At 47.7% G+C, this 26,235-nt stretch carries 23 protein-coding genes and 2 pseudogenes; 14 read left to right on the top strand and 11 right to left on the bottom strand.

Going from position 1 to position 26,235, the window contains the following annotated elements; all coding sequences use genetic code 11:
* Positions 1-29 precede the first annotated feature (29 nt).
* Positions 30-2,657: a TonB-dependent siderophore receptor gene (locus BTJ40_RS17605; protein ID WP_108734303.1), complete on the top strand. Its 2,628-nt coding sequence runs from the start codon at positions 30-32 to the stop codon at positions 2,655-2,657.
* A 135-nt stretch (positions 2,658-2,792) separates the two neighbouring features.
* On the opposite strand, the gene BTJ40_RS17600 is transcribed toward BTJ40_RS17605, so the two are convergent.
* The 6 genes and pseudogenes from BTJ40_RS17600 to can all read right to left on the bottom strand — a co-directional run bounded on the left by BTJ40_RS17600 (position 2,793) and on the right by can (position 6,668).
* Positions 2,793-3,524: a glycerophosphodiester phosphodiesterase gene (locus tag BTJ40_RS17600; RefSeq protein WP_108734302.1), complete on the bottom strand. Its 732-nt coding sequence runs from the start codon at positions 3,522-3,524 to the stop codon at positions 2,793-2,795.
* Between the two features lie 159 nt (positions 3,525-3,683).
* Positions 3,684-4,196, bottom strand: coding sequence for a flavin reductase family protein (locus BTJ40_RS17595; protein ID WP_108735331.1), 513 nt, complete (start codon positions 4,194-4,196; stop codon positions 3,684-3,686).
* Positions 4,197-4,296: 100 nt separating this feature from the next.
* Complete coding sequence (locus BTJ40_RS17590) at positions 4,297-5,553, bottom strand: NAD(P)/FAD-dependent oxidoreductase (RefSeq protein WP_238152226.1); 1,257 nt, start codon at positions 5,551-5,553, stop codon at positions 4,297-4,299.
* Positions 5,548-5,685: pseudogene (locus tag BTJ40_RS22850) on the bottom strand (rubredoxin); the annotation flags it as partial. The gene BTJ40_RS17590 and the pseudogene BTJ40_RS22850, both read right to left, overlap by 6 nt.
* Positions 5,686-5,745: 60 nt before the next feature.
* Positions 5,746-5,916 (bottom strand): annotated as a pseudogene (locus BTJ40_RS22845) (rubredoxin); the annotation flags it as partial.
* Positions 5,917-6,011: 95 nt separating this feature from the next.
* Complete coding sequence (gene can / locus BTJ40_RS17585; RefSeq protein ID WP_108735330.1) at positions 6,012-6,668, bottom strand: carbonate dehydratase; 657 nt, start codon at positions 6,666-6,668, stop codon at positions 6,012-6,014.
* A gap of 137 nt (positions 6,669-6,805) precedes the next feature.
* Here can and BTJ40_RS22385 point away from each other — a divergent pair, with 137 nt between their 5' ends.
* Together BTJ40_RS22385 and BTJ40_RS17580 are read left to right on the top strand one after the other, a co-directional pair.
* On the top strand, positions 6,806-7,009 hold the full coding sequence (locus BTJ40_RS22385) for a hypothetical protein (protein WP_157954143.1): 204 nt from the start codon (positions 6,806-6,808) through the stop codon (positions 7,007-7,009).
* 128 nt (positions 7,010-7,137) lie between these two features.
* A complete protein-coding gene (locus BTJ40_RS17580; RefSeq protein ID WP_108734300.1) occupies positions 7,138-7,647 on the top strand; it encodes a GNAT family N-acetyltransferase in 510 nt (169 codons plus the stop codon).
* Between the two features lie 129 nt (positions 7,648-7,776).
* Here BTJ40_RS17580 and BTJ40_RS17575 read toward each other — a convergent pair whose 3' ends face one another.
* Positions 7,777-8,715, bottom strand: coding sequence for a hypothetical protein (locus BTJ40_RS17575; RefSeq protein ID WP_108734299.1), 939 nt, complete (start codon positions 8,713-8,715; stop codon positions 7,777-7,779).
* A gap of 551 nt (positions 8,716-9,266) precedes the next feature.
* On the opposite strand from BTJ40_RS17575, the gene BTJ40_RS17570 reads away from it, so the two are divergent.
* From BTJ40_RS17570 to BTJ40_RS17550, 5 genes are all read left to right on the top strand, one after another.
* Positions 9,267-9,989 (top strand): hypothetical protein, encoded by a 723-nt coding sequence (locus BTJ40_RS17570; protein WP_108734298.1) that lies wholly within the window; start codon positions 9,267-9,269, stop codon positions 9,987-9,989.
* Positions 9,990-10,225: 236 nt separating this feature from the next.
* Positions 10,226-11,338, top strand: coding sequence for a phospholipase A (locus BTJ40_RS17565; protein WP_108734297.1), 1,113 nt, complete (start codon positions 10,226-10,228; stop codon positions 11,336-11,338).
* A gap of 79 nt (positions 11,339-11,417) precedes the next feature.
* The gene (locus BTJ40_RS17560; RefSeq protein ID WP_108734296.1) at positions 11,418-11,822 is read left to right on the top strand and encodes an NUDIX hydrolase; all 405 of its coding nucleotides are present in this window, start codon (positions 11,418-11,420) and stop codon (positions 11,820-11,822) included.
* Between the two features lie 247 nt (positions 11,823-12,069).
* A complete protein-coding gene (locus BTJ40_RS17555) occupies positions 12,070-14,121 on the top strand; it encodes an aminotransferase class I/II-fold pyridoxal phosphate-dependent enzyme (protein WP_108734295.1) in 2,052 nt (683 codons plus the stop codon).
* 28 nt (positions 14,122-14,149) lie between these two features.
* On the top strand, positions 14,150-14,890 hold the full coding sequence (locus BTJ40_RS17550; protein WP_108734294.1) for an SDR family NAD(P)-dependent oxidoreductase: 741 nt from the start codon (positions 14,150-14,152) through the stop codon (positions 14,888-14,890).
* 143 nt (positions 14,891-15,033) lie between these two features.
* Here the strand turns inward: BTJ40_RS17550 and BTJ40_RS17545 are convergent, their stop codons facing one another.
* A complete protein-coding gene (locus tag BTJ40_RS17545; RefSeq protein ID WP_108734293.1) occupies positions 15,034-16,692 on the bottom strand; it encodes an acyl-CoA dehydrogenase family protein in 1,659 nt (552 codons plus the stop codon).
* Positions 16,693-17,385: 693 nt separating this feature from the next.
* Here BTJ40_RS17545 and BTJ40_RS17540 point away from each other — a divergent pair.
* The 6 genes from BTJ40_RS17540 (at position 17,386) to BTJ40_RS17515 (ending at position 21,762) form a co-directional block, all read left to right on the top strand.
* Positions 17,386-18,069, top strand: coding sequence for a helix-turn-helix transcriptional regulator (locus tag BTJ40_RS17540; RefSeq protein ID WP_108734292.1), 684 nt, complete (start codon positions 17,386-17,388; stop codon positions 18,067-18,069).
* A gap of 4 nt (positions 18,070-18,073) precedes the next feature.
* Positions 18,074-18,502 carry a CsgE family curli-type amyloid fiber assembly protein gene (locus BTJ40_RS17535; protein WP_108734291.1) on the top strand — a complete coding sequence of 143 codons (429 nt, stop codon included), beginning with the start codon at positions 18,074-18,076 and terminating at the stop codon, positions 18,500-18,502.
* Complete coding sequence (locus BTJ40_RS17530) at positions 18,499-18,909, top strand: curli assembly protein CsgF (protein ID WP_238152048.1); 411 nt, start codon at positions 18,499-18,501, stop codon at positions 18,907-18,909. Before BTJ40_RS17535 ends, BTJ40_RS17530 begins: the two co-directional genes overlap by 4 nt.
* 40 nt (positions 18,910-18,949) lie before the next feature.
* Positions 18,950-19,795 carry a CsgG/HfaB family protein gene (locus BTJ40_RS17525; protein WP_108734290.1) on the top strand — a complete coding sequence of 282 codons (846 nt, stop codon included), beginning with the start codon at positions 18,950-18,952 and terminating at the stop codon, positions 19,793-19,795.
* A 248-nt stretch (positions 19,796-20,043) separates the two neighbouring features.
* Complete coding sequence (locus BTJ40_RS17520; RefSeq protein ID WP_157954142.1) at positions 20,044-20,529, top strand: hypothetical protein; 486 nt, start codon at positions 20,044-20,046, stop codon at positions 20,527-20,529.
* Between the two features lie 54 nt (positions 20,530-20,583).
* The gene (locus BTJ40_RS17515) at positions 20,584-21,762 is read left to right on the top strand and encodes a hypothetical protein (RefSeq protein WP_108734288.1); all 1,179 of its coding nucleotides are present in this window, start codon (positions 20,584-20,586) and stop codon (positions 21,760-21,762) included.
* 93 nt (positions 21,763-21,855) lie between these two features.
* Here BTJ40_RS17515 and holA read toward each other — a convergent pair whose 3' ends face one another.
* From holA to leuS, 3 genes are all read right to left on the bottom strand, one after another.
* Positions 21,856-22,860 carry a DNA polymerase III subunit delta gene (gene holA, locus BTJ40_RS17510; RefSeq protein ID WP_108734287.1) on the bottom strand — a complete coding sequence of 335 codons (1,005 nt, stop codon included), beginning with the start codon at positions 22,858-22,860 and terminating at the stop codon, positions 21,856-21,858.
* A gap of 13 nt (positions 22,861-22,873) precedes the next feature.
* Positions 22,874-23,398, bottom strand: a complete 525-nt coding sequence (gene lptE, locus BTJ40_RS17505; protein WP_108734286.1) for an LPS assembly lipoprotein LptE — start codon at positions 23,396-23,398, stop codon at positions 22,874-22,876.
* A gap of 86 nt (positions 23,399-23,484) precedes the next feature.
* The gene (gene leuS, locus BTJ40_RS17500) at positions 23,485-26,082 is read right to left on the bottom strand and encodes a leucine--tRNA ligase (RefSeq protein ID WP_108734285.1); all 2,598 of its coding nucleotides are present in this window, start codon (positions 26,080-26,082) and stop codon (positions 23,485-23,487) included.
* Between the last annotated feature and the right edge of the window lie 153 nt (positions 26,083-26,235).

Raw genomic sequence — 26,235 nt, 5'->3', positions numbered from 1 at the left:
GTTAATTATGAGAAGAGAGGGTGGTGAATATGAAGCGTTACTTGTTGAGGCCTTTGTCACTGGCAGTAGCCGCTGTTATTTTAAATTCCGGTGGACAGGCTGTTGCTGAAGATAGGGAGGAGAGAGCACCCAATACGGCCGACCAAACAATGGAAGAAGTTATAACTACAGGTACACGCAAAGAGGGTGTATCTCCCACTGAGACACTTTCTCCGATAGATGTTGTTGGTGGAGAAGATATTGCTGACCAGGCGAGTTTTGATCTCACTGAGTCTTTAGCAAAAATTGCCCCGTCATTTAACACGCAGAGATATCCTATTGCAGATGGTACGGCTTTTATCCGTCCAGTAACGTTACGCAATTTATCCCCAGACCAAACCCTGGTATTGGTAAATGGGACACGTCGCCACCGCTCCGCACTGGTCAATTTGCAGCTCGCTCCCCTGGGTACAGTAAATCAGGGGGCTCAAGCTGTAGATTTTGCCGCGCTGCCCTCCATGGCTATTGAACGGGTTGAAGTCTTACGGGATGGTGCCTCTGCACAATACGGTTCCGATGCGATTGCGGGCGTTATTAATATTATCCTGAAGGATGATGCAGAGGGATTCAGCTTGTCTGCCCAGACCGGGGAGTATTTTGAAGGGGATGGGACCAGGATGAGTCTTGCCGCGAATGCAGGGTTTGCTGTGGGTGAGGCCGGATTTGTTAACGGTACTGTGGAGTTTTCCCAAGCTGATAAAACCTGGCGCGGTGAAGCACGGCCGGACGCTGAATTTGTAGGATCAGTCGTCGGCGACAATCTGGTGCCCCTGGATGGTCTGGGACAGAGGTGGGGTGATCCCGATGTAGAGTCCCTAAAATTTTTCATTAACAGTGGCCTGGAAATTTCTGACTCGCTGGAACTTTATGGAAATCTGGGGTATTCAGAAAATGAGACGATTTCAGACTTCTTTTATCGTGGCCCGGTACTCGATCCTGAGTATCAATTCACAGCGAGAGGTACTCTGCAAGTAGACAGCCCAAATGACCCCCTGGACCCAGGTAGTATTGACTACATTCCCGACCCGGCCCCTCAATCCTTAGTGGATTCTATTTTGGCACAGGGCCTCAACCCCTCGGACTATCTGGTGGCAGATTCAACCAGCGACAGTGGCTACGTGTTGCGCAACCCAATTTATACCCAGTTTCCCGGCGGCTATAACCCTGAATTTGGCGCAGACATTTATGATATCGCTGCTGTAGTGGGCGCGCGCGGGGAGTTTGCCAGTGGCCTGTCGTGGGATCTGCGTGGACGCTTGGCTGAAAATGAAGTGGACTATGTCCTGAAAAATTCAATAAACCCAAGCTTGGGTTTACTGTCCCCTACTTCTTTCAAGCCGGGCAGTCTGACGCAGGAAGAATCCAGCCTCAATGCAGATTTTGTCTATCCCATTGATGTTATGGCTTTTGCGTCCGCGCTAAACCTTGCATTTGGAGCTGAATGGCGCGAAGAGACCTATTCAATTAGTCGGGGGGATGCGGCATCTATCGCAGTAGGTCCAACAGCGGCGTATTTTGGTCTGGGTTCAGATGGTTTCCAGGGGTTCCCGGTTGAGGCGGTAGGCAGTTTCAGCAGTGAGAGTATCGCGGCTTACATTGATCTTGAAGCCGATGTCACTGACGCACTGACCTTGGGAGCTGCCCTGCGTTTAGAGGAGTATGATGAATTTGGCTCGACATCGGATTGGAAGTTGTCAGCTCGATATGATGTAAATGAGCAGCTGGCACTTCGAGCGACAATGAATACCGGGTTTAGGGCTCCTACTCCAGGCCAGGTTAACACCTTGAACGTTACCACTACGACGGACTCCAGTGGCAACCTGATTCCCAATGGTACCTATCCTGTAGCGCATCCAGTAGCTTCAGCCCTGGGAGCCGTTGAGTTAGAGCCTGAAGAGTCCACCAGTTTTACATTGGGCGCGGTTTTCGCTCCAATAGACAATACCAGTGTGACAATTGATTACTACAACATCGATATCGAAGATCGACTGGCCCTGCGCAACAATGCCATTGGGGATGATGAAGTAGTTCTGCTGCAAAATGCCGGTATAGAAAATGCAGCATTGCTCAACGGCAGTAATGCGAATTATTTCGTCAATGCTTATGACTCTGAAGTGTCCGGTGTGGACTTGGCAATTACCAGTGATTTTGAGATTTTTGAGAGTCTATTGGTGGTGGACTTGCGTCACAATCATAATCGCCAGGAGGTAACCAGTGTTGCTGCAAATACGATCAATGCTTCAAGAGTATTTGATCTTGAGAATCAGGTTCCCAACGATAGGACGACTTTAACCTTAGATCTCGACACCGGCGGTTTTTTTAACGGGTATTTGCGTTTTAACCGCTATGGCAGCTGGGAGTCTACGGGTGGATTGTTTGGTGCAGGTGATGCCAGTGATACCTACAGTTATAGCAGTGAAATTCTCGTAGATATCGAAGCGACTTTTACTCTATATGAAAATTACAAATTGTCGTTCGGGGGGGAGAATATTTTTGACGTTATGCCTGATGATGAACAGGAGCCAACCCTTCGATATCTCGGAGTGCGCCATGCCCTCACATCGCCGTTTGGATTTAATGGTGGTTATTGGTATTTACGTGCGAGCGCGGATTTTTAGTTAGTCTGGTGCAAGGATAGTATCTGAGAGGCCGGTACTATCCTTGATTTACACTCCAATCCACAACAGTAGCGCTGCCCCCCGTGCCAGCTTCCTGATGTTCTGGATTAACTTTGACGGGCTTTTAGCTATTTCCTAAGAGCCAGTTTTTGTGAATTCAGCGCGGGCATTGAAATCTAAAACGATCTGGGGTTCATCGGTGAAAACTCCATCGACCCCTTGAGCCGCCAGCAGTATCAGGTCGTTGGGGTCGTTGACCGTAAATACATAGTTTTTAAGTCCGCGCTGTTTTGCGTCAGCTATTAAATCTGCATTTACAAAATCTACATTCGTATGTAATGAGTAGGCTTTTAAGGGCGCGGAGCAGGCGGCAAGATCGAGCGGAACGCCGGAAACCAGAACACCGCGGCGGACTTGTGGAACTAATTGCAAGCACTGGTAGAGCTGTCGGTGATCGAAAGAGGAAACGATGTATTGCTCGTAGCTTGCACCAGTATCCTTGGTAAAAGTGTGAATTTCTTCCGCGAGAAGGCCCGCGCAATTGGGCCCTTTTAGTTCGATATTGAGCTGGACATTATTTCCCACCAGCTGGAGAACTTCCCGCAATGTGGGAACCTTGTTTCCGCAAGGTAGAGGCCTCTCTTTCAGTGCCTCTGGGCGCATTTCAGTGATTAGCTCAGAGCCTGCAATCAGGCGCCCAAGTCGCCGGTCGTGCTTGACCAGGAGTTGCCCGCCGATATTCCATACATCAATTTCGATGCCTCCTACGTTGAGTTCCAACGCATGCCCGATCGCTTGGAGGGTGTTTTCACTGGCTCGCTGCTGATAGCCCCGGTGGGCGAAACAGAAGAGCGTAGCTGAAGTCATGGCTTATCAGTCCATTCTCACGGTTTGTTGCAGACTGCCCTTGAATTATTACGAGGCCACTAAAGCAACACCAAAGTTTCTGCCAAATAGTGATTAATTGGCATTAAAAATTAATTCTTATAGCCTATGGGAAGAAGTGCTAGCTTGGAAACTTTGCCGTTAGTCTCCAGCCAGGGCCCGATAACACCCTTGGTGGAAAACCAGAGGTTCACCGCCAAAGGCGGCAAATTCCAGAACCTCTCCTAAAAGTATTGTGTGATCACCCGCATCAATACATTGCGCGCGACGACAGTGGAAGTAGGCTGCACATTCGTCAAGACGGGGTATCCCGTTGGGGCCTTCATACCAGTTGACCTGTCCGAATTTGTCTGCCCCTCGACCGGCAAAGAGGTTGGAGACATGTTGCTGGTCTGCTCGCAGGATATGCACGGCAAAGTGCTCTTGAGTGGTAAATGCCTTATAGCCCATGGACTGCTTGTCGATACTCCATAAAACCAGGGCAGGGTCCAGGGAGACAGAATTAAAGCTGTTGGCCGTCATGCCGGCTGGTTGGCTGTTGGCATCCTGAGTGGTAATGACAGTCACACCAGTAGCAAAGTGGCCGAGGGTGTCCCGCAGCAGCCGGCTTCGCTCGGGTGATGGGGAAATCGTACGGCTATTCTCTGTCGTCATACTAAGGCTACTTGTACCAAAACTGTAAAGGGCGGCCATTTTAAGGCAAATGAGAAGGATTTGCGCGCTTTACCTCGAGTCATTGTTGAAACAAATACGATTATCGATTGTTTGTTGACTGGTTATTCATTATTGGTTGACACTCCTGGCTGAGTCTTTCCCTGTGGGCAATCGCATTTCCGGTGAGTGCAAAACCGAGCAAATCACCCCTGCTGTTGCGAAATTCGGCGCAAACGCCAGACTTTTCTCTACTGATTTGCCAAGCACCCTCAGCGCCCGGGCGAGGAGGGCAAATGGTAGTTGGATGCAGGGTCGTTTTAACGGCTACCGGGATTACGCCAAAATTAACTTGGCTAGGGTTGCCAGATAAGGTTTGTGCCAGGCTCTTCGCGCAAGCGATAAGAGGGGCGACAAAGAGCAATTGGTGGCCGTCGATTTCTGCACAGTCGCCGAGAGCGTAAACAGAGGGATCACTTGTTTGCAGGTTCCTATCCACTGCAATTCCTCTTTGCACAGATAAGCCGGCCATGTTCGCCAAACCTGTATTGGCTTCAAGTCCCAATGCGGCGAGAACGATATCAGTTTTTATCACTTCTCCATTGTCCAATTGGGCTTTGAAACTGGCACCCGATTTTTCTATACGGGTCAGTGATGTATCCCCGTGAAAGCGCACGCCATAACCCTCCAGGGCGCTCTGGAGATCGCGGCCGGCGATTTCCGGTAACAGTGTTGCCAGCGGCCATTTCTCCTGATCAACCAGGTCCACTTCAAAGCCGGCCTGTATCAGATCATTGGCAAATTCACAGCCGATCAAACCTGCACCCAAGAGCAATATGCGTTTGCGGCCTATCATGGCAGTGCGAAAGCGGTGGTAGTCCCTGAGGTTATTGATACGGAAAATATGCGCTTGGGCGTCGCCTTCATAGTGGGGAAGCTTCCGGCATTTGGCTCCGGTTGCCAGCACCAGCTGCCCATAGTGAACCTTGGAAACATGCTCTGTGCCATCCTGCTGAATCGTCAGTATTTTTTTGGGGCGATCTATATGTATTACCCGTGTGTGTACCAGAATCTCCGCGTCCAGTTCCCGGGCCATCTCTTCGGCACTGGAAGTGCTGAGTTTCTGTGCTGTCTTGCCGTGGGAGAAAGAGGCTGACAGTAGAGGTTTGGAGTAAAAGGCTCCATCATCGGCGGTGATTAATAGAAGGGGAGACCGGGGGGCAAGCTTGCGAAATTCCCGCGCAAGATTATACCCGGCCAGCCCTGTCCCAATAATTACCAACGACGCTGCAGTGGTAGTGTTGCTTTGTTGGCTGGCAGAAGAAAGCGGTTTGGTGGGGGCTTGTCCCACCAGAACCATATCGAATTCTTGCTTACTAACGCCACACTGTGGGCAGCTCCAGTCGTCTGGTATGTCCTCCCAGCGAGTTCCAGGCGCAATGCCATCCTGTGGATACCCTTCGGCCTCGTTATACGTCCAGCCGCAAACCATACACTCCCAGATCCGAAAACCAGCGCTTTTTTCTGGATTCTCTCCAGTGGTATCGCCGCAGATCTCCAGCATGGAGAAATCCTGCTTGGCTGCACCACACTGTGGGCAGTACCAGTCGTCAGGTATATCTTCCCAGCGAGTACCTGGAGCAATGCCATCCTCAGGCCAACCTTTGGACTCGTCATAAATCCAGCCGCAGTTCTGGCATTGCCACTTTTTGTAAACCGACATGTTTCTCCACCAAACAGGGTTGGCCCGGAAGCCAAAATTACCGGGTCTTTCCCATTTATAGTGGTAAAAACGATAAGGGTTGTGGCTAGGTTGTATTAGTCGTCGCTGTGCTGGGCGATTTTGCTTAGGGCGCCTTGATAAACATCAGCAATTTCCCCGGGGTGTTTGATTGAAATGCCTAAATCGTGCACCAGACCATCTTTAAGGCCATATACCCATCCATTCACGGTGAGCTCCTGGCCGGAACGCCATGCATCTCGAACTATGGTTGTCTGGCAAACGTGTATGACCTGCTCTAGTACATTCAACTCGCAGAGCAGGTCTGTGCGCTGTTGCTGTTGAAAAAGGTCGATCAAGGTGTGATGTTTATCTCTGACATCCTGGATATGTCGCAGCCAGTTATCGATCAGGCCCAGCTGATCATTGTTCAGGGCTGCTTGAACACCGCCACAACCATAATGACCACAGACGATAATATGCTTTACCTTTAATATTTCTACGGCGTATTGCAGAACCGACAGGCAGTTGAGATCTGTGTGTACAACCACATTGGCGACGTTTCGGTGTACAAACAGCTCGCCGGGAAGTAGGCCGACTATTTCGTTGGCGGGAACACGACTATCGGCACAGCCAATCCACAGGTATTCAGGGGTTTGCTGTTCAGATAACTTGAGAAAAAAGTCAGGCTCGTCTTGACGGGTAGCCTCGGACCATTGTTGGTTATTTTTTAATAAATGATTTAGCGGGTGCAATGCAGTTGTATCCTGATGTGACCATTTGGACATTAAGGAAGCAGGATAGCGGCTTTGTTCGTGCGCGCCAAGTATAGGTAGTCTAAGCTAAAGTGTGACCACCAGCCCATACTGGGTCTAAAAAGGATTTAAGGACTATGGGAAGAAAAAAAAGCTCCATTCCCGGCAGGAGGCAAAGGGTCTCCCGGCATTCCAAGACGGCTGGCCGCCATCGACTCAGGGTGCGCCAATTGTTGGCTAGAAGAACCCGCTTGCGCAGTTATTTACAGTACTTCCTGAACGACGATAAGACTGGCTCAGGGGAGGATGCACAGCGGGTTGATATTGAAACAGTTGAGTGAATCGGATATTTCCCCCTGGTGCATTTATTGAGTAATGTGTCCGGTACATCGGTGGCTTGAATTAATTTTTCGAACTGGCATCACTGGGTAATCTTTTGAAGTGATTTTTAGGTGGGATATAGAGATTTATGGCTTTACCAGACTGTGAAATTGGTACCGAATTAAAGATTGGTTTGGCGAGTTATGACGACCTGCGCCATGCAGATGATATTTTGGCTCTGATGGATGAATATGCCCAACATCCGTTTGGTGGGGGCGAACCCTTAAGCGATAACTGTCGATCTGGCTTGCTTCCGGCATTGAGGGGTTTCCCCGGGGCTTTTAGTATCCTCGCCTATCAAGATCAAAGTGCGGTTGGACTTGTTAACTGTTTTACTGGGTTTTCTACGTTTTTATGTAAGCCCTTGATTAATATTCACGATGTTATTGTCAGTGAATCTGCTCGGGGGCTGGGTGTGTGTACCGCAATGATGGACTTCCTCGCAAAAGAAGCTAAAAGCAGGGGATGTTGCAAACTCACCCTGGAAGTCCTGCAAAAAAATTATACTGCCCAAGCTGCTTACCTTAAGACAGGATTTAAGCCATACACGCTGGATGAAGAGCTGGGTCAAGCAGAGTTTTGGCAACGCTACCTTTAAATTTAAACTGTTAGAAATTCGATTTCATATATTAAATCAGCAATTATCACTTAAAACAGGTAATTGCTGAGTTAACTTTTTAATACGTTTAATAATTTATTCTGTTAACCGATATGAGAAGAACAATAATTATTTACTGACATCTATAAAGATTCCCATATGATCGGTCACGGCAGCGGATGCGCTTTCACCATTGACTGTAACCGGAGTGCTTTGTGAGAGGTAATCCACTTTGTTTACGTGAATGGTCTTTGTGTTGTAGATGGCCACATCATACTTTTTACTTGCAGTGCTGTTGGTACCAGAGAAACTGCGATGATAGGAATCAGAGGGGTGGATACTGGCTTCACTGTGGGCGTCTGAAAAGGTTGTCCCTGTAGCTTTGCTAAGCACATCGGCGGTAAAACTATCCGTTCCCTGATTGGTATCTCCCATAACTAAGTCGATGGCGCCATAGCCTGCGTGTATCAAGTGATTGTTGATCGAACGATAGAAACTGATTGCGTCATCTTGTTTTTTCGCAATGCTGTTGGGTACATGTACAAAAACGGCATTAACGTTTCCTGTTCTTACGGCTGTCCAACCCATGCCTGATCCCAAAATTGTATGCTGTGCGGTGTTGGCTGCATGAATGCTAAAACTGTTACAGGCTTTTCCTGTTGTATTTGAGCCAACCAAACTTCCCGCGTGATGCTGCATGGAATTCCACTCGCTATTGCTACCATCCATTTCGCCATAAACCAAAAAATCACAGGCTTGACCGAGAGAGCGGTAGAGGTGTTGGTGGGTTTGGCGTGCTTTTCCCTCGATCATACTCAGGAATTGGGCATTGCTGTGCTGATTTTTACCCATATACCCCATGGGTGCCTGTGCTACCAGTTGGGCTGGACCGTGGATTGGGATTTGGGGTTTTAATCCCGCTGCTGTTGGCATGACTAAATGCCAGCGGTCCTGGTCAGAGGCTTGATGATTATGCGCCATTCGGGTGAAATATTGGCTGTTAGACGCGCCAACTCCACAATTCGCACTGGCATTGGAATTAATGGATTGATAGGCAAAAGTAGGCATAGAGGGTGATCATCCTTGAGTCGGGTATGGAGTGCCATTTTTGTTTAAAGTTTACTTTTATAAGATTTTAATGTCAGTACTACTCTGCCTTTTATAAAGTTCACTTTGGGTAGATTAATTTTGAAATGGTTTCACCCAAGTGATTATGAACTCCCATTTGGAACTATAAGAATAAAAGAGAAGTTTGTAAGTACTTTTACAGATATCAATGTTTGATCGCAAAAGACAGGTTGACTGGAGATTTTCTATTTCTCTGCAATCCTGTTTTTAGGAGTCATAAACTATTCGCACTTACGTTATAGGTGGAGCTTTCACCCTGTTGGTGCATCTGTCTAGAAATGTCCTAAATGACCTGAGTTTTTCAAATTTGAAGTACTTTGCCATTTCACTTTATTCAGGCGCTTTTTCGTAACTGTAGTAATCACCGTTCTTTAAATATAAGTTTATATTAAAGGTGGCGTAAAAAACGAGGTTAGCTTTCTCCCATGTGCAATACTTTTTGGGTATTGGACCATCGGTCTGGTGTGCACTGAGCAAGGAGGGAACCTGCTATGCGTTTAAATTCAACTTTGGCTCAGGGCCGCTATCACTACAGCTGTGATGGCAGGGAAATGCCTGTGCAGGATAGTTGGCAGCTAGGCGATGATGAGCAGGGCCGACGTTCGCTTGTTAGCCGGCGCTTAGTGGGTGAAAAGGGATTTGGTATCGAAGTGATTGCCCTCCTGACGGAAGGGCTGGTGAGTGAGTGTGTTGTGCACTGGCGGGATGAAGTTGATGATGTAAGTGCTCACTACAAGCTGGTATCGGAGGAGGGGAAGTCTCCGGCGTTAGGAGATGATATTGAAGCGAGCTGGACAGGACCCAATGGCCCACAGCATCTCAACCTTGAAGGAGAGCAGCGTCTCTTATTCCCTTTGATGCGGGTTTTCATGGGGCCTCTGCTGTCAAGACTGGTGCAGTACGAGGGGGGATTGGAAGTTGTCTCTCCAGATATTGTCGACCCATCCCAGCGGGGCAAGTTGCTCTCACCAAGGGTTAGCCATCGCACCGCAAGATCAATGGCTGGGGATGTTTCCAGCCAGAGAGCCCAGGAGTTGGGGCCCGATATCAGTGCTTATATTTATCAGGGGGATGAAGCTGAGAGAGATGCTCATTGTTATGTCGATAGCCGAAGCCTGTTGGTGGGGTATGACTGGCCGTCTAGCACCGGACGCCTTTGGCAGGTTCGACTGAGGGACTTGGAATGGTCGTCAAGCCTGAAAGGCCTGCTTTAACCTTATCTTTTTAGACTAAATGTTTGATTTTAGTCACAGATTTATCTGGGAATAAGATCAGATTTCTTAAATAGCCAAGTATTTGAGTCATTTTTTTTACATAAACTGAGATAATAATTTCTCAAGCTCATTTGTATTTATTGTCACGATAATCGCGAAATTATGTAGTGGGACTTGTAATCCTCTCCGGTGTAAGCTTGCATCAAGTTTGCAATAAATGACTGGGGAGAAGCGATTTGTCCTACTATCGGAGAGGGGTTTATGTTGGGCTCACACTACTTTCTGCTGTTGGATTCATAACACAGCTGCCAACTGCCTACGCTGAAGAAGCACCTAAATCAACTTTCTCTATAGGTGAGGAGGAAAGCCCGCAAACTCTGCACGAGCGCTGTTTGCATGAGCAAATCCTGGTTTCAGATGCCGATGTCACAATAAGGGAGATTCGACGTATCTGCGCTGAAAGGGTTAGAGCCGAGCTCACACTGGAAGAGGATCCTGTGATAGCGGACTTCATCGTCGATGAATATGAAGAGGAATTGCCGACCGACAAGGTATTGTTGGGAGGCAGGGCTCAGGCGATTAGGGATGCCGCCAATAACCCTTTTACTTTGGCGTCTCATAAAGCCAACTACGTGCTGCCTATGGTCTATAACCCGGCTCCTGAAGAGGGGGGAGTGGCGGATATTGAGGGGTTGGCTGAGGCAGAGGAGCTGGATAACGTAGAGGTTCAATTCCAACTCTCTGTCCAGGTGCCCGTTTGGCGGGGTTTTTTGGGGAGTGCTTCTGTTCTGAGTGTGGCCTATACAAACCGCAGCTTCTGGCAGGCATATAACTCCGATGATTCTGCTCCCTTCCGCGAGACAAACCACGAGCCGGAATTGATTTTAAGCTGGCTTAACGACTGGAGTCTTTTTGGCTGGAATAACGTCGCCAATCAGGTCGCGATCAATCACCAGTCAAATGGTCGCAGTGAACCTTATTCTCGTAGCTGGAACCGGATATATGCGAATTTTATTTTTGAGCGTGATAATTATTCGATCAGCCTAAAGCCCTGGTATAGAGTCCCAGAAGACAAAGATGACGACGATAACCCGGATATCGAGCATTACCTCGGGCATTTTGAACTGGGTGGGCGCTATCGGGATGGTAATCACTCCGTTTCCCTGATGTTGCGTAACAACTTGCGCTCAGATAATCGCGGTGCAGTGGAGCTGACCTGGGGCTTCCCCCTCGGGAGGCGCGTTGATGGTTATATCCGCTATTTCAATGGCTACGGTGAAAGCCTTCTTGATTACGATGAGTCGGTACAGACATTGGGCTTCGGATTTATTTTAGCCCAGGGGTTTTAGTTTTAACGACGAGAGTGTATTCGCTATGAATAGGCTCTCGTTTTTCCTTTTTAAACTGACTCAATGTCAGGGTTCATTCATGGCCTTTGATGATAGCTATCGCCTAAGTGCTCATGCTGTAATCACGAATAATGCTGGAGAAGTATTGCAGCTGAAAGCAACTTACGCTGAGCGGAGCTGGGGCTTACCTGGCGGTGCAATAGATCCGGGTGAAACCGTACACGAGGCTTTACTGCGAGAGTGCCAGGAAGAACTTGGCCGTGGAGTAGGAGTTGAGTATCTCAGTGGCGTCTATTACCACAATGCCTACAATTCTCACGTCTTTATTTTTCGAGCCCATTTTATTAGCGAGGGTGATTGCATTCTCTCCGATGAGCACTCTCAATGGGCTTACTTTCCCCTGCATAAATTATCTGAGGTGCAGCGCTATAGGGTTGAGGATTGCCTGAGCTTTGACGGCATTGTGCGTAGCGCAAAGTTCTAACTTTATTATCTTCCTTGGCAATAGATCTGGTGTGTCTGGGTACATTTGGCGAAAATCGCCAAATGCATTGCAGTCGCAGAATTCCCCTCTCGCCTACATTAGTATTTGCCCCCTGGTGTTTATTGCCCTGGAATTCCAGAGTCTCTGTAATGCGCAGGGGCCGTATAAAAGTAAATAAAATCAAATAGTTAAATAATTGATACAGCAAGCTGTACACAGCTGCAGGCTATGCTGATGGATAAGAATTATGGGTTTGGAATTGAAGATGCCTGAGTTGGGCAACCTAAGTGAAAGCAGCCTTAAGCTGGAGTGCCGGGTCGCTCTGGTCAGTTCTGACAGCAAATTGGCCAATGAGTGGATTACTGCTCTCAATACTACTGCGGCAGCGCACGACAATCCTTTCGGCCTCTGCTTTGAGGCGGTAGTGCCAGCAGATGTGGAGAGACTGGCAAGAGAAGAGGATTGTCTGCAGGCAATTATTGTTGATGGTGGAAGTGATGGTCATGGTCTGGATGCCGCAGATGATCTTGCTGACCAGGTCCACGCATTGCGCTCCCAGCTTAATATCTTCCTGGTTGCTCACAGTGGCTTTGCGGGCACTTCTTCCAAGCCGGGTAAATCCGGCTCCAAATCCCTGTCAAATTTACGCCGCCGCTTTGATGAGTTGTTCGACCGTCGTGAAGGCAATTTCAATCACATGTTTCGCTTGGTGCAAGCGTTTATTGCTCGAAGGGCATCGACGCCTTTTGCCGATACTCTAAAAGAGTATGTTTTCTCGGCGAGGGATGCCTGGCACACCCCAGGCCATTCAGGTGGTGACAGTTTGCGCAATAGCCCCTGGGTGGGGGATTTTTACCGCTTTATGGGTGAGCATGTTTTCAATACGGATTTGTCCGTGTCGGTTCAAATTCTGGATAGTTTGCTGGAGCCCCACTCGGTTATTCAGGAAGCTCAGGATTTAGCCGCTCAGGCCTTCGGAGCTCGTCACACTTTTTTCCTGACCAATGGCACCTCCACCGCCAATAAAGTGGTTATTCAACAAATTCTTGGCGGTGGCGGTAAAATTGTTGTTGACCAGGCTTGTCACAAGTCAGTCCATCACGCGATTGTGATGAATCGCTGTGAGCCGGTTTACCTTAAGTCTGTCCTGCACCCTGAATTTGGTATTTATGGGCCGGTGAAGCGTTCAGATATTGAAGCCGCTTTGGATGAACATGGTGATGCACGCCTGTTGGTCATTACTTCCTGTACCTATGATGGTTTGCGCTATGACCTCAAGCCAATTATCGATTATGCCCATGAGCGTGGTGTGAAAGTGCTGGTGGATGAGGCCTGGTTCGCTCACGGCTTCTTCCATCCCGAGTTGCGCCCTACGGCGCTGGAGTGTGGCGCAGATTATGTGACTCAAAGTACCCATAAAATGTTATCCGCCTTCTCCCAGGCCAGTATGATTCACGTGCAAGACCCGGATTTTGATGAATTCCGTTTTCGCGAAAACCTGAATATGCACGCTTCTACCAGTCCACAGTACGCAATGATTGCGAGCCTTGACGTGGCTCGTAAGCAGATGGCGATGGAGGGGTATGGCCGCTTAAAGCAATGTCTACAAATGGTAGAAACTTTGCGTAACGCGGTAAATGAGACTGGAGTATTCCGTGCGTTAACTCGCGATGACCTGATTGCTGAGCCCCTTGCCGGTGACAATATCCGCCTTGATCCCACCAAGGTAACCATTGATATTTCCAAGAGTGGTTACTCTGGCAATGAGATGCAGATTAAATTATTTGACCAGTATGGTATCCAGGTGGAAAAGACCACCTACAATACCATCACTGTGCTTGTGACCCTTGGTAGCACTGAGAGCAAGTTGCTTCGCTTGATTCATGCTCTTAAACAATTGGCTGGAAATACTCACAAGCGGATCCATATTGGATCGCCGAGACGTCTGCCAGAATTTACACGTTTTACTTGCTTGCCGGCAGATGCTTACTTCTCGGAAGCAGAAGAATTGCCCTTGATGGATAATGGAACTGATGCTATCGAAAATCTGGTTGGCCGGACCAGTGCTGATGAAATTGTTCCCTATCCTCCTGGTATTCCTGTCCTTGTACCTGGCCAGGAGATATCTGCTCAAATAGTACAGTTTTTACAGCAACTGCTTCAGGGACAAAATACAACCGAAATCCACGGCCTGATTTTCCGCTCTGATGAACCGATGTTGAGAGTGGTAAAGGAAGTTTCCAAAGTTAAATCTAATAAAGCGCCATCTCCCACAGGGAAAAAGACGGGGAAATCGTAAAGCTTCACAATCCGGCATGGAGGCCGGTATGCTTGAAAAACCAAAATCTGTGTTAATTGCCGGCGCCTCCGGTGGCATCGCACAGGCAATTGGCGCCGAAATTATTCGGCGCCATCCGCAAGTCACTTTGCTTACCCTGAGCCGAATTACAGTCGATATGATTCCTGGCCATGTGGGTGAGCGTCATCATTTATCGGTTTCTTTAGAAGAAGCTGAGTCCATAGATATTGTGGAAAACTTTTTGACCGAGCACTCAGTACCTCCAGACTGGGTAATTAACTGTTGCGGTATATTGCACGATCAATTTCATGGGCCAGAAAAGTCACTTTCACAATGTGATGATCACTGGTTTTTGCAGTCCATACAGGTCAATGTGCTCTCCCATTTACATTTGGCGCGGGCATTGGATGGGTTTTTACAGCGTAGACTGCCTCTATTGTGGACATCGCTCTCGGCAAAAGTGGGAAGTATTACCGATAATCAGCTCGGTGGATGGTATAGCTACCGTACTAGTAAAGCGGCATTAAATATGCTGGTTAAAAACTTGTCTATCGAGTGGGCGCGGAAGCTGGAAGAGAGCTGTGTGGTTGCAATTCATCCTGGTACTACGGATACTTCACTATCCAAGCCGTTTCAGTCTAATTTACCTCCAGATAAACTCTATAGCCCTGAATTGAGCGCTAATCGGATTGTGGATGTTCTAAGCCAGTTAGCACCAGCAGATACAGGTAAATTACTGTCCTGGGATGGAAGTCAAATACCCTGGTAGAGCCAGTTTTCAAAATACTTTCGTGAGTAACAGCTGTTATTTCTTGTATGCCTTCTGAATCTCTGAATCTCCTCGCCTTGCAAGCAGTCGGCAGCAACGCCTCTTCAACGAAAGTTCAGTGTATACAGAGGGCTCTGTAATATTCAGAGAGTGAGTGGGTTGGCACGCTCAAGTAACGTGGCAATATCGATACCAGTTGGAAGGCACCCGGTATTGTGTACGCTGCTGAGTGTCATTCTCGACTTGATAAAAGCGTCAGTTACACCGCTATTATTTCCCTGCAGGAGCAAGTGTGTCTGCATGGTGAGAGCCATTTGATCAACAATATGGCGAGCGCGATATTCAAATTGGTCTAAGTCGGAAAGGTCTCTTCGCAGATTGTCGACTGCAGTATCAAATTCTGTAGTAATACCCCGGCTAATTGCCAACTCATCAAACCAGTGGCTAATTACTGCAGGGGTTTTAGTGATGGCGCGCAAGACATCCATGGCCTGGATATTACCAGAGCCCTCCCAGATTGCATTAATCGGGGCATCCCTGTACAGTCGCGCTGTAATAAAGTTCTCAATAGCTCCGTTACCTCCCAGGCACTCCATAGCCTCATAAGCATGGTGAGGGCTGCGCTTGCATATCCAGTACTTTCCGACAGCGGCACCAAGCCTCAATAGCATTCTCTCGTGTTCGTTGTCCTCTTGATCCATAGCTCTGGCCATGCGCATAGTAAGGGCAATTGAGCCCTCAACTTCCAATTGCAAATCTGCCAATACATTTTGCATCAGTGGTTGATCAATCAGCTTTTTTCCAAAAGCTTTCCGTTTAGTTGCATTATATATTGCCTGTATAACAGCTTGTCGTTGTCCTGCCGATGAGCCCACCATACAGTCAAACCGGGTCAGCGCCACCATCTTGATAATGGCGCTGACTCCGCGACCTTCCTCACCAATAAGCCATCCCAGTGCGCCGCGTATTTCAACTTCAGAAGATGCATTGGATACATTGCCACACTTTGTTTTCAGGCGCTGAATTTCCAGCTGATTTTTAGACCCATCCGGCCTCCATCGTGGCACCAGGAAGCAGGATAGGCCTCCAGGTGCTTGGGCCAAAATTAAGAATGCATCGCACATGGGTGCGGACATAAACCACTTGTGTCCCAGTAACTCATAGGTGCCATCGCTAAAAGGTATCGCGGTTGTGGTATTTGCCCTGACATCTGATCCTCCCTGTTTTTCAGTCATGCCCATACCTATGGTTAATGAGCTTTTTTCAAAATAGGGGCGGTTGCTCCCGTCATAGGTACGATTGGTTATTTTGGGTATCCATTCACGCGCAATTTCTGGGTTTAACTCTATAGATGGCACCGAGGCGAAAGTCATTGTCACCGGACAACCGTGGCCGGTCTCAAGTTGAGAGTGCAGATAGTTTTTAGCGGCCCTGGCTACGTTGGCTCCAGGGCGAGGGTCGGTCCAGGGTGAGCTATGTAACCCCTCGGAAAGTGCCAGCTGCATGAGTTGGTGGTAAGAGGGGTGGTATCGAACTAAGTCTATGCGGTGACCAGAGCGATCGTGGCTTTCAAAGATAGGTTTAAATTCATTGGCAGCATAACCCCGCTCAATCATTTCCGGTCTGCCGCACACCTCCCCATAGCGCTGTAGCTCATCCTCAGCCCAGTGGGCCCCATTGATAAGTACGGCCTCCTGTAACGCTTGGTCACCAATATAAAGGTTATGGCCAGAAAGTGGGGGGGGCTGGTTGGCAACCTGATAGTTAGATTTGTAATCCGGCGTATAGCTTTTACTGTTCATAACTTCACCCTAGTGGATGTGGGTTTATTTTACTCAGTACAGCACTCTAAGTTGTACAATATTGCCAATTTCCCGGAGGAAATAGTTCAAGAAATAGCTGAATGTGAGCATAAAACAAGCTTCTCCTGATTACTATTTAAGCTGCTTGTCGATACGAAGTAATTATGCTGTTTTTGCTTGCAGCCAATGATGTTGTGACTTTTCAGTGATATTTACTCGATCAAATATGGCTTAAAAGTAATGGTGTGAAATTTATATTTTATTACTATCGAATACTATTTCGTCTCCCTATCTCTGTTGAGCCTCGAGTTATCTTATGTTTGTCGCCATATTTTCCAGATTGAGTTTTTTTATCTAAAATTACTCAAAATAAATCTGATAATACTGTGGATCAGTACAAAAAGTTTGATATTTTGGAGTTTATGTTTCAGCTAAAAAATCTATACCAAAGCATGTAGCTTTTTCATTTTAGCTTACCTTTTCGTGATACCTTTGTATTATAAAATGGTATGAGGGAACCAGGTTGGCACACTTAAGATTGAATTTTTGATATCTAGATCACTACTGGTTGCAGTCAGTGAGTTGATCGAATAGATTTAGCTCACAGCGTAAGATGAGCGCGGAAAATTGATAAAAATAGTTAGGCTGGTAACAGGCTGAAATATAAAAGGACTGCACATTGGGGGAACCCAGATGAATTTGCATAAGGATTATGCACCGCTAAAGGTCGTTAGCCCTAAGTCAGAAAAAACAGGGGTTACAGTTGCCTTTTTAACTGCATGCGTGAATCTACAATCCTCAATATTTGCCGGGCGGATTGAAGATGAATTTAAAACGACTTGCGCTATTGTACAGCGCTCCACGCTTTCCTCCATAAGTGGTATTAAGGCTGAATATCTTCTCCTTGATTGTGCCGATATTTCCTCCGCAGATCTTGAGCAGCTTTTGAGGGATTTACATTCCCTGCCCACTCCACCCAATATTGTGCTGATTAATGTCGACCAGAAATCGGATATTGATTTTGTTCTTCACTGGGAGAAAGTACTAGGATTAATACCTTCCGAATGTGAAGCAAAAGTCATTATGGAGAGGTTGGGTAGAATATTCTCAGGAGAGTACTGGTTCCCAAGAGATGTTCTCCATAACTTTCTCAGACAGCATAGAAAGCCAAAAAAATGGTGCGATAAGGCTTCAAATCTTACACAGAGGGAAAGGCAAATTTTGCAGTTGATCTGTGACTGTAATACCAATGCCAATATAGCCGAAACTCTGTGTGTCAGTGAGCACACAGTTAAGAGTCATCTATATAAAATATATAGAAAAATAGGCTGTAAGAATCGCCTCGAAGCCAGTAGCTGGGCCAGTCAAAACTTGTAATATTATGAAATTGTTATTTTTGCGTGCAGCTGTGTTTACAGTTGCGCTTTCGTGTATCGTTTGCAAAATCCACGCTCAGGAAACGGATGATCAGGATGGAGAGGAATCCTTACTTACCGGATTAGTGATTGATAATACAGTAAGTGGCATCGGTCATGAATTTGCCAGATCTCTTTCTATTTATATTACGACTAATTTAGTGGGTTTTGATTACAACCTTACGGTACATGAGAGGCCATCCGCCAGGTGGGGCAGTGTTGTCTGGGTAACCTTTGAGAGCAAGCAGGTTTTTAAGACAGTTATTTATCCAGGGCGTAGAAAATTTGGTGCAATCGTTGAGCAGGCTGCTGCACAAATAAATAACAATGTGCGACAGCAAAGGCTGCAGGACCTTTTATCGCAAAATATTGACTTGGCGGGGGATGAAATATGATGAAAAATTTTCTTACAGCTGTTGTGTTCCTTTTTTCTTTTTCTAATTTAGTGAATGCAACGGAGTTGGTGTATACACCAGTTAATCCTTCGTTTGGAGGAAACCCTCTCAATGGTAATTATTTGCTAAATAATGCCAGTGCACAGAATAGCAAAAAAGACCCTGATGCTAAGAAATCACCTTACTCTGACTCGTCTTCTTTGGATAGATTTACTGATACATTGGAATCACGACTGTTGTCACAACTATTAACAGATGTGGGAAATGGCAATGATGGCACTTTGGTAACCGATGACTATATCGTAAATATTGTCGATCTGGATGGTGAGTTAACAATAACAATTACTGATGCCGTTACCGGCGAAATATCAGAGATTGTAGTAGTGGGTCTCAATCCAAGTAACTAATAAATATTATTTAAATGCTTTGGTTTTGTGGGGTGGTGAGATGTTGTCTCGAATATTTGTTTTTCTAATTATTTTCAGTCTAAGTGGATGCAGTTCCGTCAAGGAAGCACTATTTGGTCCCGGCCAGCAGAAAGCAACGCTGACAGATCGAATGAGTACCTATTCTGACTTAGTCAGTTTACCTGCTCCCAGAGGAAAAATAGTTGCAGCTGTGTATGGTTTTAGTGATCAGACTGGCCAATACAGACCTGCGCCCTCCAGCTCATTCTCTACAGCTGTTACTCAAGGAGCTGCTGCCATGCTGGTCCAGGTCCTAAATGAATCTGGCTGGTTTGTTACGCTTGAGCGCGAGGGACTGCAAAACCTTCTGACTGAGAGAAAGATAATTCGTGCAGCACTAAAGGAGCAGGATAACTCTGCCAGTCCTGTATTTGATCTACCTTCACTTATGTCAGCCAACATTATGCTTGAAGGTGGGATAGTCGGTTACGATACCAATATTAAGACGGGGGGAGCGGGTGCCCGATATTTTGGAATTGGCATTTCTGAACAATATCGTGTGGATGAAGTCACGGTAAATCTGCGTGCGGTGGATGTGCGAAGCGGGCGAGTACTCAGCAGTGTTTTAACTAGCAAAAAAATCTTGTCCAGGCAGGTTCAGGGTGATGTATATACTTTTGTAGAGTATAAACGCTTACTTGAAATTGAAGCTGGTATGACAACTAATGACCCCGCCCAGTTATGCGTTCTATCAGCAATAGAGTCTGCGGTAATTCACCTAATATCCCAGGGGGTGAATGCTAATTTGTGGGCTTTGGAAGATAACAGTCAGTATCCTATGTCTGTCCTTAGTGAATATGCGGCTACTCCAGTTAAAATTTTATAAATCTTTAAAGATATTTAAAAATTGTTGGTGTATATCTCTGTTTTTATATGTAATTTAATGGAATGGAATTTTATTAAATTTTGTGTGTATTAGGTTTATATTCAAGCCTAATACAAAAGTTTTACGTTCCTCTTGCTCTTTTTCATTAAATATAATCTTTCTTCTGATTTAATATTTATTTGTTTTTACCTATAGTTGTTTACGTTGTTTCTTATAGTTGTTAACCGTTCTTTATAGAGAGGTGGTTGGTGATTGCTACAGCTAAACGAGTAACGGCAATTTTATTTCTGTTTCTGGTTTTACCGCTTTCGGTTTGCTGGGCTTCTGATTTAGATGACCACAATGAATTGTCTGCAGGGCAGGGAGCTCTGGATCTTCTCCTGTTAAGGAAAGATTCTATTACGGGTAACCTGGCTCAGGTTTCACAAGTGGGTGATCACAACCTTGCTGAAGTTACCCAGTCTGGCCTTTACAACCAGGCTGTCCTGATACAGGAGGGTGACTCCAATGCGGCGTTGGTGCATCAGACAGGCGATTCTAATTATGCTGCGATATCTCAGTCGGGAGCCTACAACCAAGCTACAGCGATACAGAATGGCGTAGACAATGTGGCTTTAATCAGCCAGGTGGGCTACGGAAACTCTGCAAATATTATTCAAAATGGTGATGGATTGTTTGGTTTTGTCGCGCAGTTCGGTGACGACCATGCGGTGCAACTGGTGCAGTACGATTAAGGCATTGCACTATTTTACTTGTATTTATAATTTTATTCTGAGGGAGATTGATAGATGAAAAAGATTACACTTGCTGCTGCTATTGCTTTGATTGCTAGCGCAGGCCAGGCTGTAGCTGATAGTAACTACGGTGATCAGGTACAGCTCGGTGAGGATAACTATGCAGATGTTACCCAGGTATCTGCCGCTAACAACAACGCTGCCTATCAGTGGCAGGAAGGTAATGATAACGTAGCTACTACATATCAGGCGTCAGCCGATGATAACTACATCGATCAAACCCAACTTGGTAACCGCAACATAGCTTACACGAGCCAAACGAACCAAATGGGCAGTGAGGCTATGGCCTACCAGGATGGGGAAGGTAACTCAGGAACTATCCACCAGTGGACCGGTTCTTACAATAGAGCCTACGCTGCGCAGTTTGGTAGTGAGAATATGATCCACTTGGATCAGTATACTGACTCAAACTTCAGCTATGCCGATATGTATCAGGACGGCAACGACAACATGGGTGTTCTGCAACAGGAAGGTGATGGTAACTATTTCGTCAGCACCCAGGTAGGCGATAATAACGGTGTTTGGAACAGCACATGGTACTCTTCATTTGATGGTTTTGCTGGGGGTCAGGTAGGTGACTTCAACGTGGGTGCTGTCTATCAGTCAGGTGCTGAAAACACTGCAAACCTGATGCAGAACGGTGATATTAACCTGCTCGACCTGTCTCAATCAGGCATTAGCAACACCGCTACTATCCTGCAGCAAGGTGATGCTAACGCTGCTTTTGGTTACCAATCAGGTGCTAACAACGTTGCCAATATTACCCAGAATGAGACCAATAACTTGGGTTATATGGCTCAATCCGGCTTTGATAACACTGCTAATCTTGTTCAAACCGGTGACATGAATAGTGCTGACTTCGGTCAGTATGGCGATGCAAACCTGGCAAATATTGGTCAGACAGGCAACAGCAACTATGCCTATGGTTACAGTGCTGGTGTTGCAAATACTGTAGATATTGATCAGGCGGGAGATTTGAACCTGGCAGATGTTCACCAAGACTTTGGTGGCGATAACCTGATTACTGTGGCTCAAACTGGCTACGAGCATTCCGCTCATGTTGGGCAGGGCGGTTACGAGAATATCGCTACTGTTAATCAGTCCAGTGCATATAATATGGCTAGCATTGAGCAGGTTGGTACCAGCAACGTTGCTACTATCTCCCAGAACTGATTCTAAAAAGTTTCAGATATGAAAAAACCGCCCCAAAGGGGCGGTTTTTTATATATAAAAAGAGAAACTGAGTTTTATCCAGAGTAAGATCGATTAAATGGTTCTCTGTCCGCAAAAATTGAGAGTCAACTCTAATAGCCCTGTCCATGGAGATTGCTGCCCACTTCCCCCTTTGATAGAAACATCTATCGCTCGTGCACGAATTAACAGACTCTCCAGCTGCCTTTTGTTAAGTCTGTGGAGGGCTCCCTGGATCAGTGGTTGTCGCTTTTGTAGCCTGACTAACCTTGCAAGAGGTTGGCCTTGATCCAGTTTTTCCATGATATCGAGAAGGGTGCGAATTTCTCTTGCTATGGCCCAAAGTACAATGGGCGGCTCAATACCTTCAATCCGTAATCCGTCGAGTGTTTTGACAGCCTTAACTGAGTCACCAGATAAAACGGTATCGATTAGGTTAAAGACACTGTAGCGTGCGGAGCTGGTAACACTATGCTCCATCATTTCCCGGGTGATCTCTTGCCCGGGGCTGGAAAGCTTAAGCTTTTCTATCTCCTGGCTTGCGGCAAGCAGGTTGCCTTCTACTCTTTCTGCCAGGATTTGTACTGCTTCGGGTTCGGCTGAGAGGCCTGCTGATGTAAGGCGCTGGTTGATCCAACGGGGCATTTCCTGAATAGTCACAGGCCATACCTGAACCAGTACTCCCGATTGTTCTAAGACCTTGACCCATTTGCTGTTGAGCTGTGATTTATCAAGTTTCGGTAATACCAGTAAAAGCAAAAGATCCTCACTTGCTAGTGAAGCAAACTCTTGCAGGGCTTTACTGCCCTTATCCCCCGGTTTACCTCCGGGCAAACGCAGCTCGACGAGTTTTTTTTCTGCAAAAAGAGACATATTTCCGGCTGAAGCAACCAGCGTGCTCCAGTCAAAATTATGTTCTGCGTGAATAAGTTCTCGCTCGGTGAAACCGTGCTTTTTTGCTGTTGAGCGAACTAAATCGCAGCACTCTTGTACTATTAAGGGCTCATCACCAGTGATAATAAAGATTGGTGATAGGCCCTTTTTTAGATTTTGTGATAATTGATGGGGGTTAACGCGCATTAATAAAACTAACCTAGTAGCTCTTGTCTTCTAATGAGGCATTCACGTCTATGCGTCGTAAGCGGTCGATAATGCGGCCGATAAGCTCCCGTTGCATTTCAGCACGCAACGTATTTTCCTCTTCACTCTTACTGACAATTTCATCGGTATCCCATTCCAAGGTTCGGTAAACATCGGCCTGCGCTTTATTAAGGAGTACTTCTCCACTAGCAGTTCGTACACTGTATATTGCACTGGTAATCAGCTCGTACTCTGAGGCCCGGCCTTCAGAGTCCACAGCTACCGTCAGTTTCCGCTCAGTTTCCTGGTGAATAATCAAAACATAGTCTGATTCTGCAGGAGACTCCGCCATAGGTATACCAGCATTGTTTAGCAGTCGAGTTAATTGATCTGCAATGTCACTGCGGGGATTTTCTGTAGATATATATAGTGTGCTTCCAGGAGGAAAGTTTTTAGGTGCGCCTCTTAGATGCCAGCCACAACCGGCAATGGTGATAGCGAGAAGGAAAATAAAGACTCGACTTGCGATTGTTTTCATAAACTACTTGCCTTGGTCTTGTCGGCTACAGGAAGCTGACTTAAGCGGGCCGGGAGTACAGCTCCCGGCGATCTTATTGTGGGTCTTTACTTGGCGACAATATTTACTAATTTGCCAGGCACTACGATAACTTTACGCACAGTAGCTTCACCGATAAATTTCTGGACGTTTTCATCGGCAAGGGCGAGCTTTTCCAGGCTCTCTTTGTCTGCGTCGGCGGGCGCATCCAGCTTTGCGCGCACCTTCCCATTGACCTGGACTACCAAGGTAATCGAGGTGCGCACCAGTGCTTTTTCATCTACTGCCGGCCAGGGTGCATCAATCAGGGCGCTGATATTACCCAGAACCTGCCACAACTGATGGCAGATATGAGGGGTTACCGGAGCCAGGAGTAAAACTGCTGCCTGCAGTGCCTCTCTCTCTACTGCCAGTCCTTGACCACTGTTGCGATCCGCCAGCTTACCGATCTCATTCAGCAGTTCCATTACCGCAGCGATAGCGGTATTAAAGGTTTGGCGGCGGCCATAGTCATCGCCCACTTTCTGGATCGTTTCGTGGGTTTTGCGGCGCAGCTGCTGTTGCTTGTCATTGAGGGACTGCTGGTCGATCTGTGCTTCACTGGAGCCTGCGGCAATATGGGCGTGAACGGTCTTCCAGAGTTTGCGCAGGAAGCGACTCGCACCTTCCACACCGGCATCGTGCCACTCAAGGGTCTGCTCCGGAGGGGCGGCAAACATGGTGAACAGGCGCACGGTATCGGCACCGTACTCCTCAACCGCAGCATGAGGGTCTATGCCGTTGTTCTTGGATTTGGACATCTTTACCACGCCGCCGGCAATAATCTCTTCGCCGGTGGCTCGCTCAATCGCTTTGGTCGGCTTGCCCTTGTCATCGCGCTCGACGTCCACATCTGCGGGGTTGATCCAGGTCTTGTGGCCGTGCTCTTCCTTATAGAAGGATTCGGCCAACACCATGCCCTGACACAGCAGCTGCTTGAAGGGCTCATCGCTATTAACCAGCCCCTCATCCCGCATCAGCTTATGGAAGAAGCGCGCGTAGAGAAGGTGCAGAATAGCGTGTTCGATACCACCTACATACTGGTCGACGGGGAGCCAGTAGTTTGCGCGGTCCGGATCCAGCATACCCTCCTCAAAATCTGGGCAGGTATAGCGGGCATAGTACCAGCTGGACTCCATAAAGGTATCGAAGGTGTCTGTTTCCCGCTCTACAGGAGTACCGTTAAGCACATCCTTGCGCCACTCCGGGTCGGCTTTGATGGGTGACTGAACGCCGTCGAGTTCGACATCTTCCGGTAACAGGATCGGCAGCTTGTCGGCCGGTACCGGGATCTCCCCTCCATCTGCCAGGTTGAACATGGGAATGGGCGCGCCCCAATAGCGCTGGCGTGAGACACCCCAGTCCCGCAAGCGGTAGTTGGTTTTTACCCGGCCTTTGCCTGCGGCTATCAATGCTTCAGAAATAGCCGTAAAGGCACCATCAAAATCCAGGCCGTCAAAACTGCCGGAATTCACCAGCTTGCCTTTGTCTGTGTAAGCTTCTTTTTCCAGGTCGACAGGCTCGCCATCGGCAGCCCCGATAACTTGTGTGACGGGCAGCTGGTATTTTTGCGCAAACTCCCAGTCGCGCTGGTCGTGCGCCGGTACCGCCATCACTGCACCGGAGCCGTAATCCATCAGTACGTAGTTGGCCACCCATATGGAGACTTCTTCACCGCTGATGGGGTGAATCGCCTTTAGCCCGGTATCCATACCTTTCTTGTCCATCGTTGCCATATCGGCTTCGGACAGGGACTGCTTTTTGCACTCGGCGATAAAGCCTTTGAGCTCAGGGTTGGACTCGGCAAGTTCCAGGGCGATGGGGTGCTCGGCAGCGAGGGAAACATAGGTAACCCCCATCAGTGTATCCGGGCGGGTGGTGTACACATCGAAGTGGTTCATACCCGCAACGGGCCTTGGCAGGGCGAAGCTCAGCTCTACACCCCGGCTCTTGCCGATCCAGTTGCGCTGCATGGTGCGCACCTGCTCCGGCCACTCGGGCAGCTTGTCCAGGTCTTCGAGCAGCTCTTCCGCGTAATCGGTGATCTTGATAAACCACTGGGCCAGTTCGCGACGCTCAACGGTGGTGCCACAGCGCCAGCAGGCGCCATCTTCGACCTGTTCATTAGCCAGTACGGTTTGGTCGTGAGGGCACCAGTTCACTGCCGAGTTTTTCTTGTAGACCAGCCCTTTTTCGTAGAGGCGAGTGAAGAACCACTGTTCCCAGCGGTAGTAAGAGGGTTGGCAGGTGGCCAGCTCGCGGGACCAGTCGAAACCAAAACCCAGGGCTTTCAACTGGCCCTTCATGTATTCGATATTGGCATAGGTCCACTTGGCTGGCGCGGTCTTATTTTGGATCGCTGCGTTTTCTGCGGGCAGGCCAAAAGCGTCCCAGCCCATGGGGTGTAATACGTTTTTGCCCTGCATGCGCTGGTAGCGGGTAATTACATCGGTAATGGTGTAATTGCGCACATGTCCCATATGCAGTTTGCCGCTGGGGTAGGGGAACATGGATAGGCAGTAGAACTTTTCCCTGCCGGCGTCTTCCTTTACTTCAAAGCTCTTCTCGGCCTCCCAGAATTCCTGGGCGGAAGCTTCGACTGCGGAGGGGTTGTACTGCTCTTCCATCGATTCGGGACCTATACTCTGTGATCAAAATTAGCGGGAAACTGTTCAGTGTGAATTGGGGGCGGTGAGCGCATCACAATAGGTAAAGATTGATCGCGATCAAGTTCCGCTCCCGGTGCATCTTTTACGATGCGTAAACGCGGGATTATAGGA

Origin of the sequence: Microbulbifer sp. A4B17 (genome assembly GCF_003076275.1) — a bacterium.
Classification (GTDB): domain Bacteria; phylum Pseudomonadota; class Gammaproteobacteria; order Pseudomonadales; family Cellvibrionaceae; genus Microbulbifer.
The sequence above is the reverse complement of the archived record's forward strand: the minus strand, read 5'-3'. Positions and strand labels throughout refer to the sequence as shown.

Coding starts and splice junctions, on each gene's coding strand:
- lptE (WP_108734286.1), bottom strand. CDS start 23,398: ATGAAAACAATCGCAAGTCGAGTCTTTATTTTCCTTCTCGCTATCACC.
- BTJ40_RS17605 (WP_108734303.1), top strand. CDS start 30: ATGAAGCGTTACTTGTTGAGGCCTTTGTCACTGGCAGTAGCCGCTGTT.
- BTJ40_RS17550 (WP_108734294.1), top strand. CDS start 14,150: ATGCTTGAAAAACCAAAATCTGTGTTAATTGCCGGCGCCTCCGGTGGC.
- BTJ40_RS17560 (WP_108734296.1), top strand. CDS start 11,418: ATGGCCTTTGATGATAGCTATCGCCTAAGTGCTCATGCTGTAATCACG.
- BTJ40_RS17570 (WP_108734298.1), top strand. CDS start 9,267: ATGCGTTTAAATTCAACTTTGGCTCAGGGCCGCTATCACTACAGCTGT.
- BTJ40_RS17555 (WP_108734295.1), top strand. CDS start 12,070: ATGGGTTTGGAATTGAAGATGCCTGAGTTGGGCAACCTAAGTGAAAGC.
- BTJ40_RS17515 (WP_108734288.1), top strand. CDS start 20,584: ATGAAAAAGATTACACTTGCTGCTGCTATTGCTTTGATTGCTAGCGCA.
- BTJ40_RS17540 (WP_108734292.1), top strand. CDS start 17,386: ATGAATTTGCATAAGGATTATGCACCGCTAAAGGTCGTTAGCCCTAAG.
- BTJ40_RS17525 (WP_108734290.1), top strand. CDS start 18,950: ATGTTGTCTCGAATATTTGTTTTTCTAATTATTTTCAGTCTAAGTGGA.
- BTJ40_RS17580 (WP_108734300.1), top strand. CDS start 7,138: ATGGCTTTACCAGACTGTGAAATTGGTACCGAATTAAAGATTGGTTTG.
- BTJ40_RS17600 (WP_108734302.1), bottom strand. CDS start 3,524: ATGACTTCAGCTACGCTCTTCTGTTTCGCCCACCGGGGCTATCAGCAG.
- BTJ40_RS22385 (WP_157954143.1), top strand. CDS start 6,806: ATGGGAAGAAAAAAAAGCTCCATTCCCGGCAGGAGGCAAAGGGTCTCC.
- leuS (WP_108734285.1), bottom strand. CDS start 26,082: ATGGAAGAGCAGTACAACCCCTCCGCAGTCGAAGCTTCCGCCCAGGAA.
- BTJ40_RS17575 (WP_108734299.1), bottom strand. CDS start 8,715: ATGCCTACTTTTGCCTATCAATCCATTAATTCCAATGCCAGTGCGAAT.
- BTJ40_RS17545 (WP_108734293.1), bottom strand. CDS start 16,692: ATGAACAGTAAAAGCTATACGCCGGATTACAAATCTAACTATCAGGTT.
- holA (WP_108734287.1), bottom strand. CDS start 22,860: ATGCGCGTTAACCCCCATCAATTATCACAAAATCTAAAAAAGGGCCTA.
- BTJ40_RS17530 (WP_238152048.1), top strand. CDS start 18,499: ATGATGAAAAATTTTCTTACAGCTGTTGTGTTCCTTTTTTCTTTTTCT.
- BTJ40_RS17590 (WP_238152226.1), bottom strand. CDS start 5,553: ATGGTTCTGGTGGGACAAGCCCCCACCAAACCGCTTTCTTCTGCCAGC.
- BTJ40_RS17535 (WP_108734291.1), top strand. CDS start 18,074: ATGAAATTGTTATTTTTGCGTGCAGCTGTGTTTACAGTTGCGCTTTCG.
- BTJ40_RS17595 (WP_108735331.1), bottom strand. CDS start 4,196: ATGACGACAGAGAATAGCCGTACGATTTCCCCATCACCCGAGCGAAGC.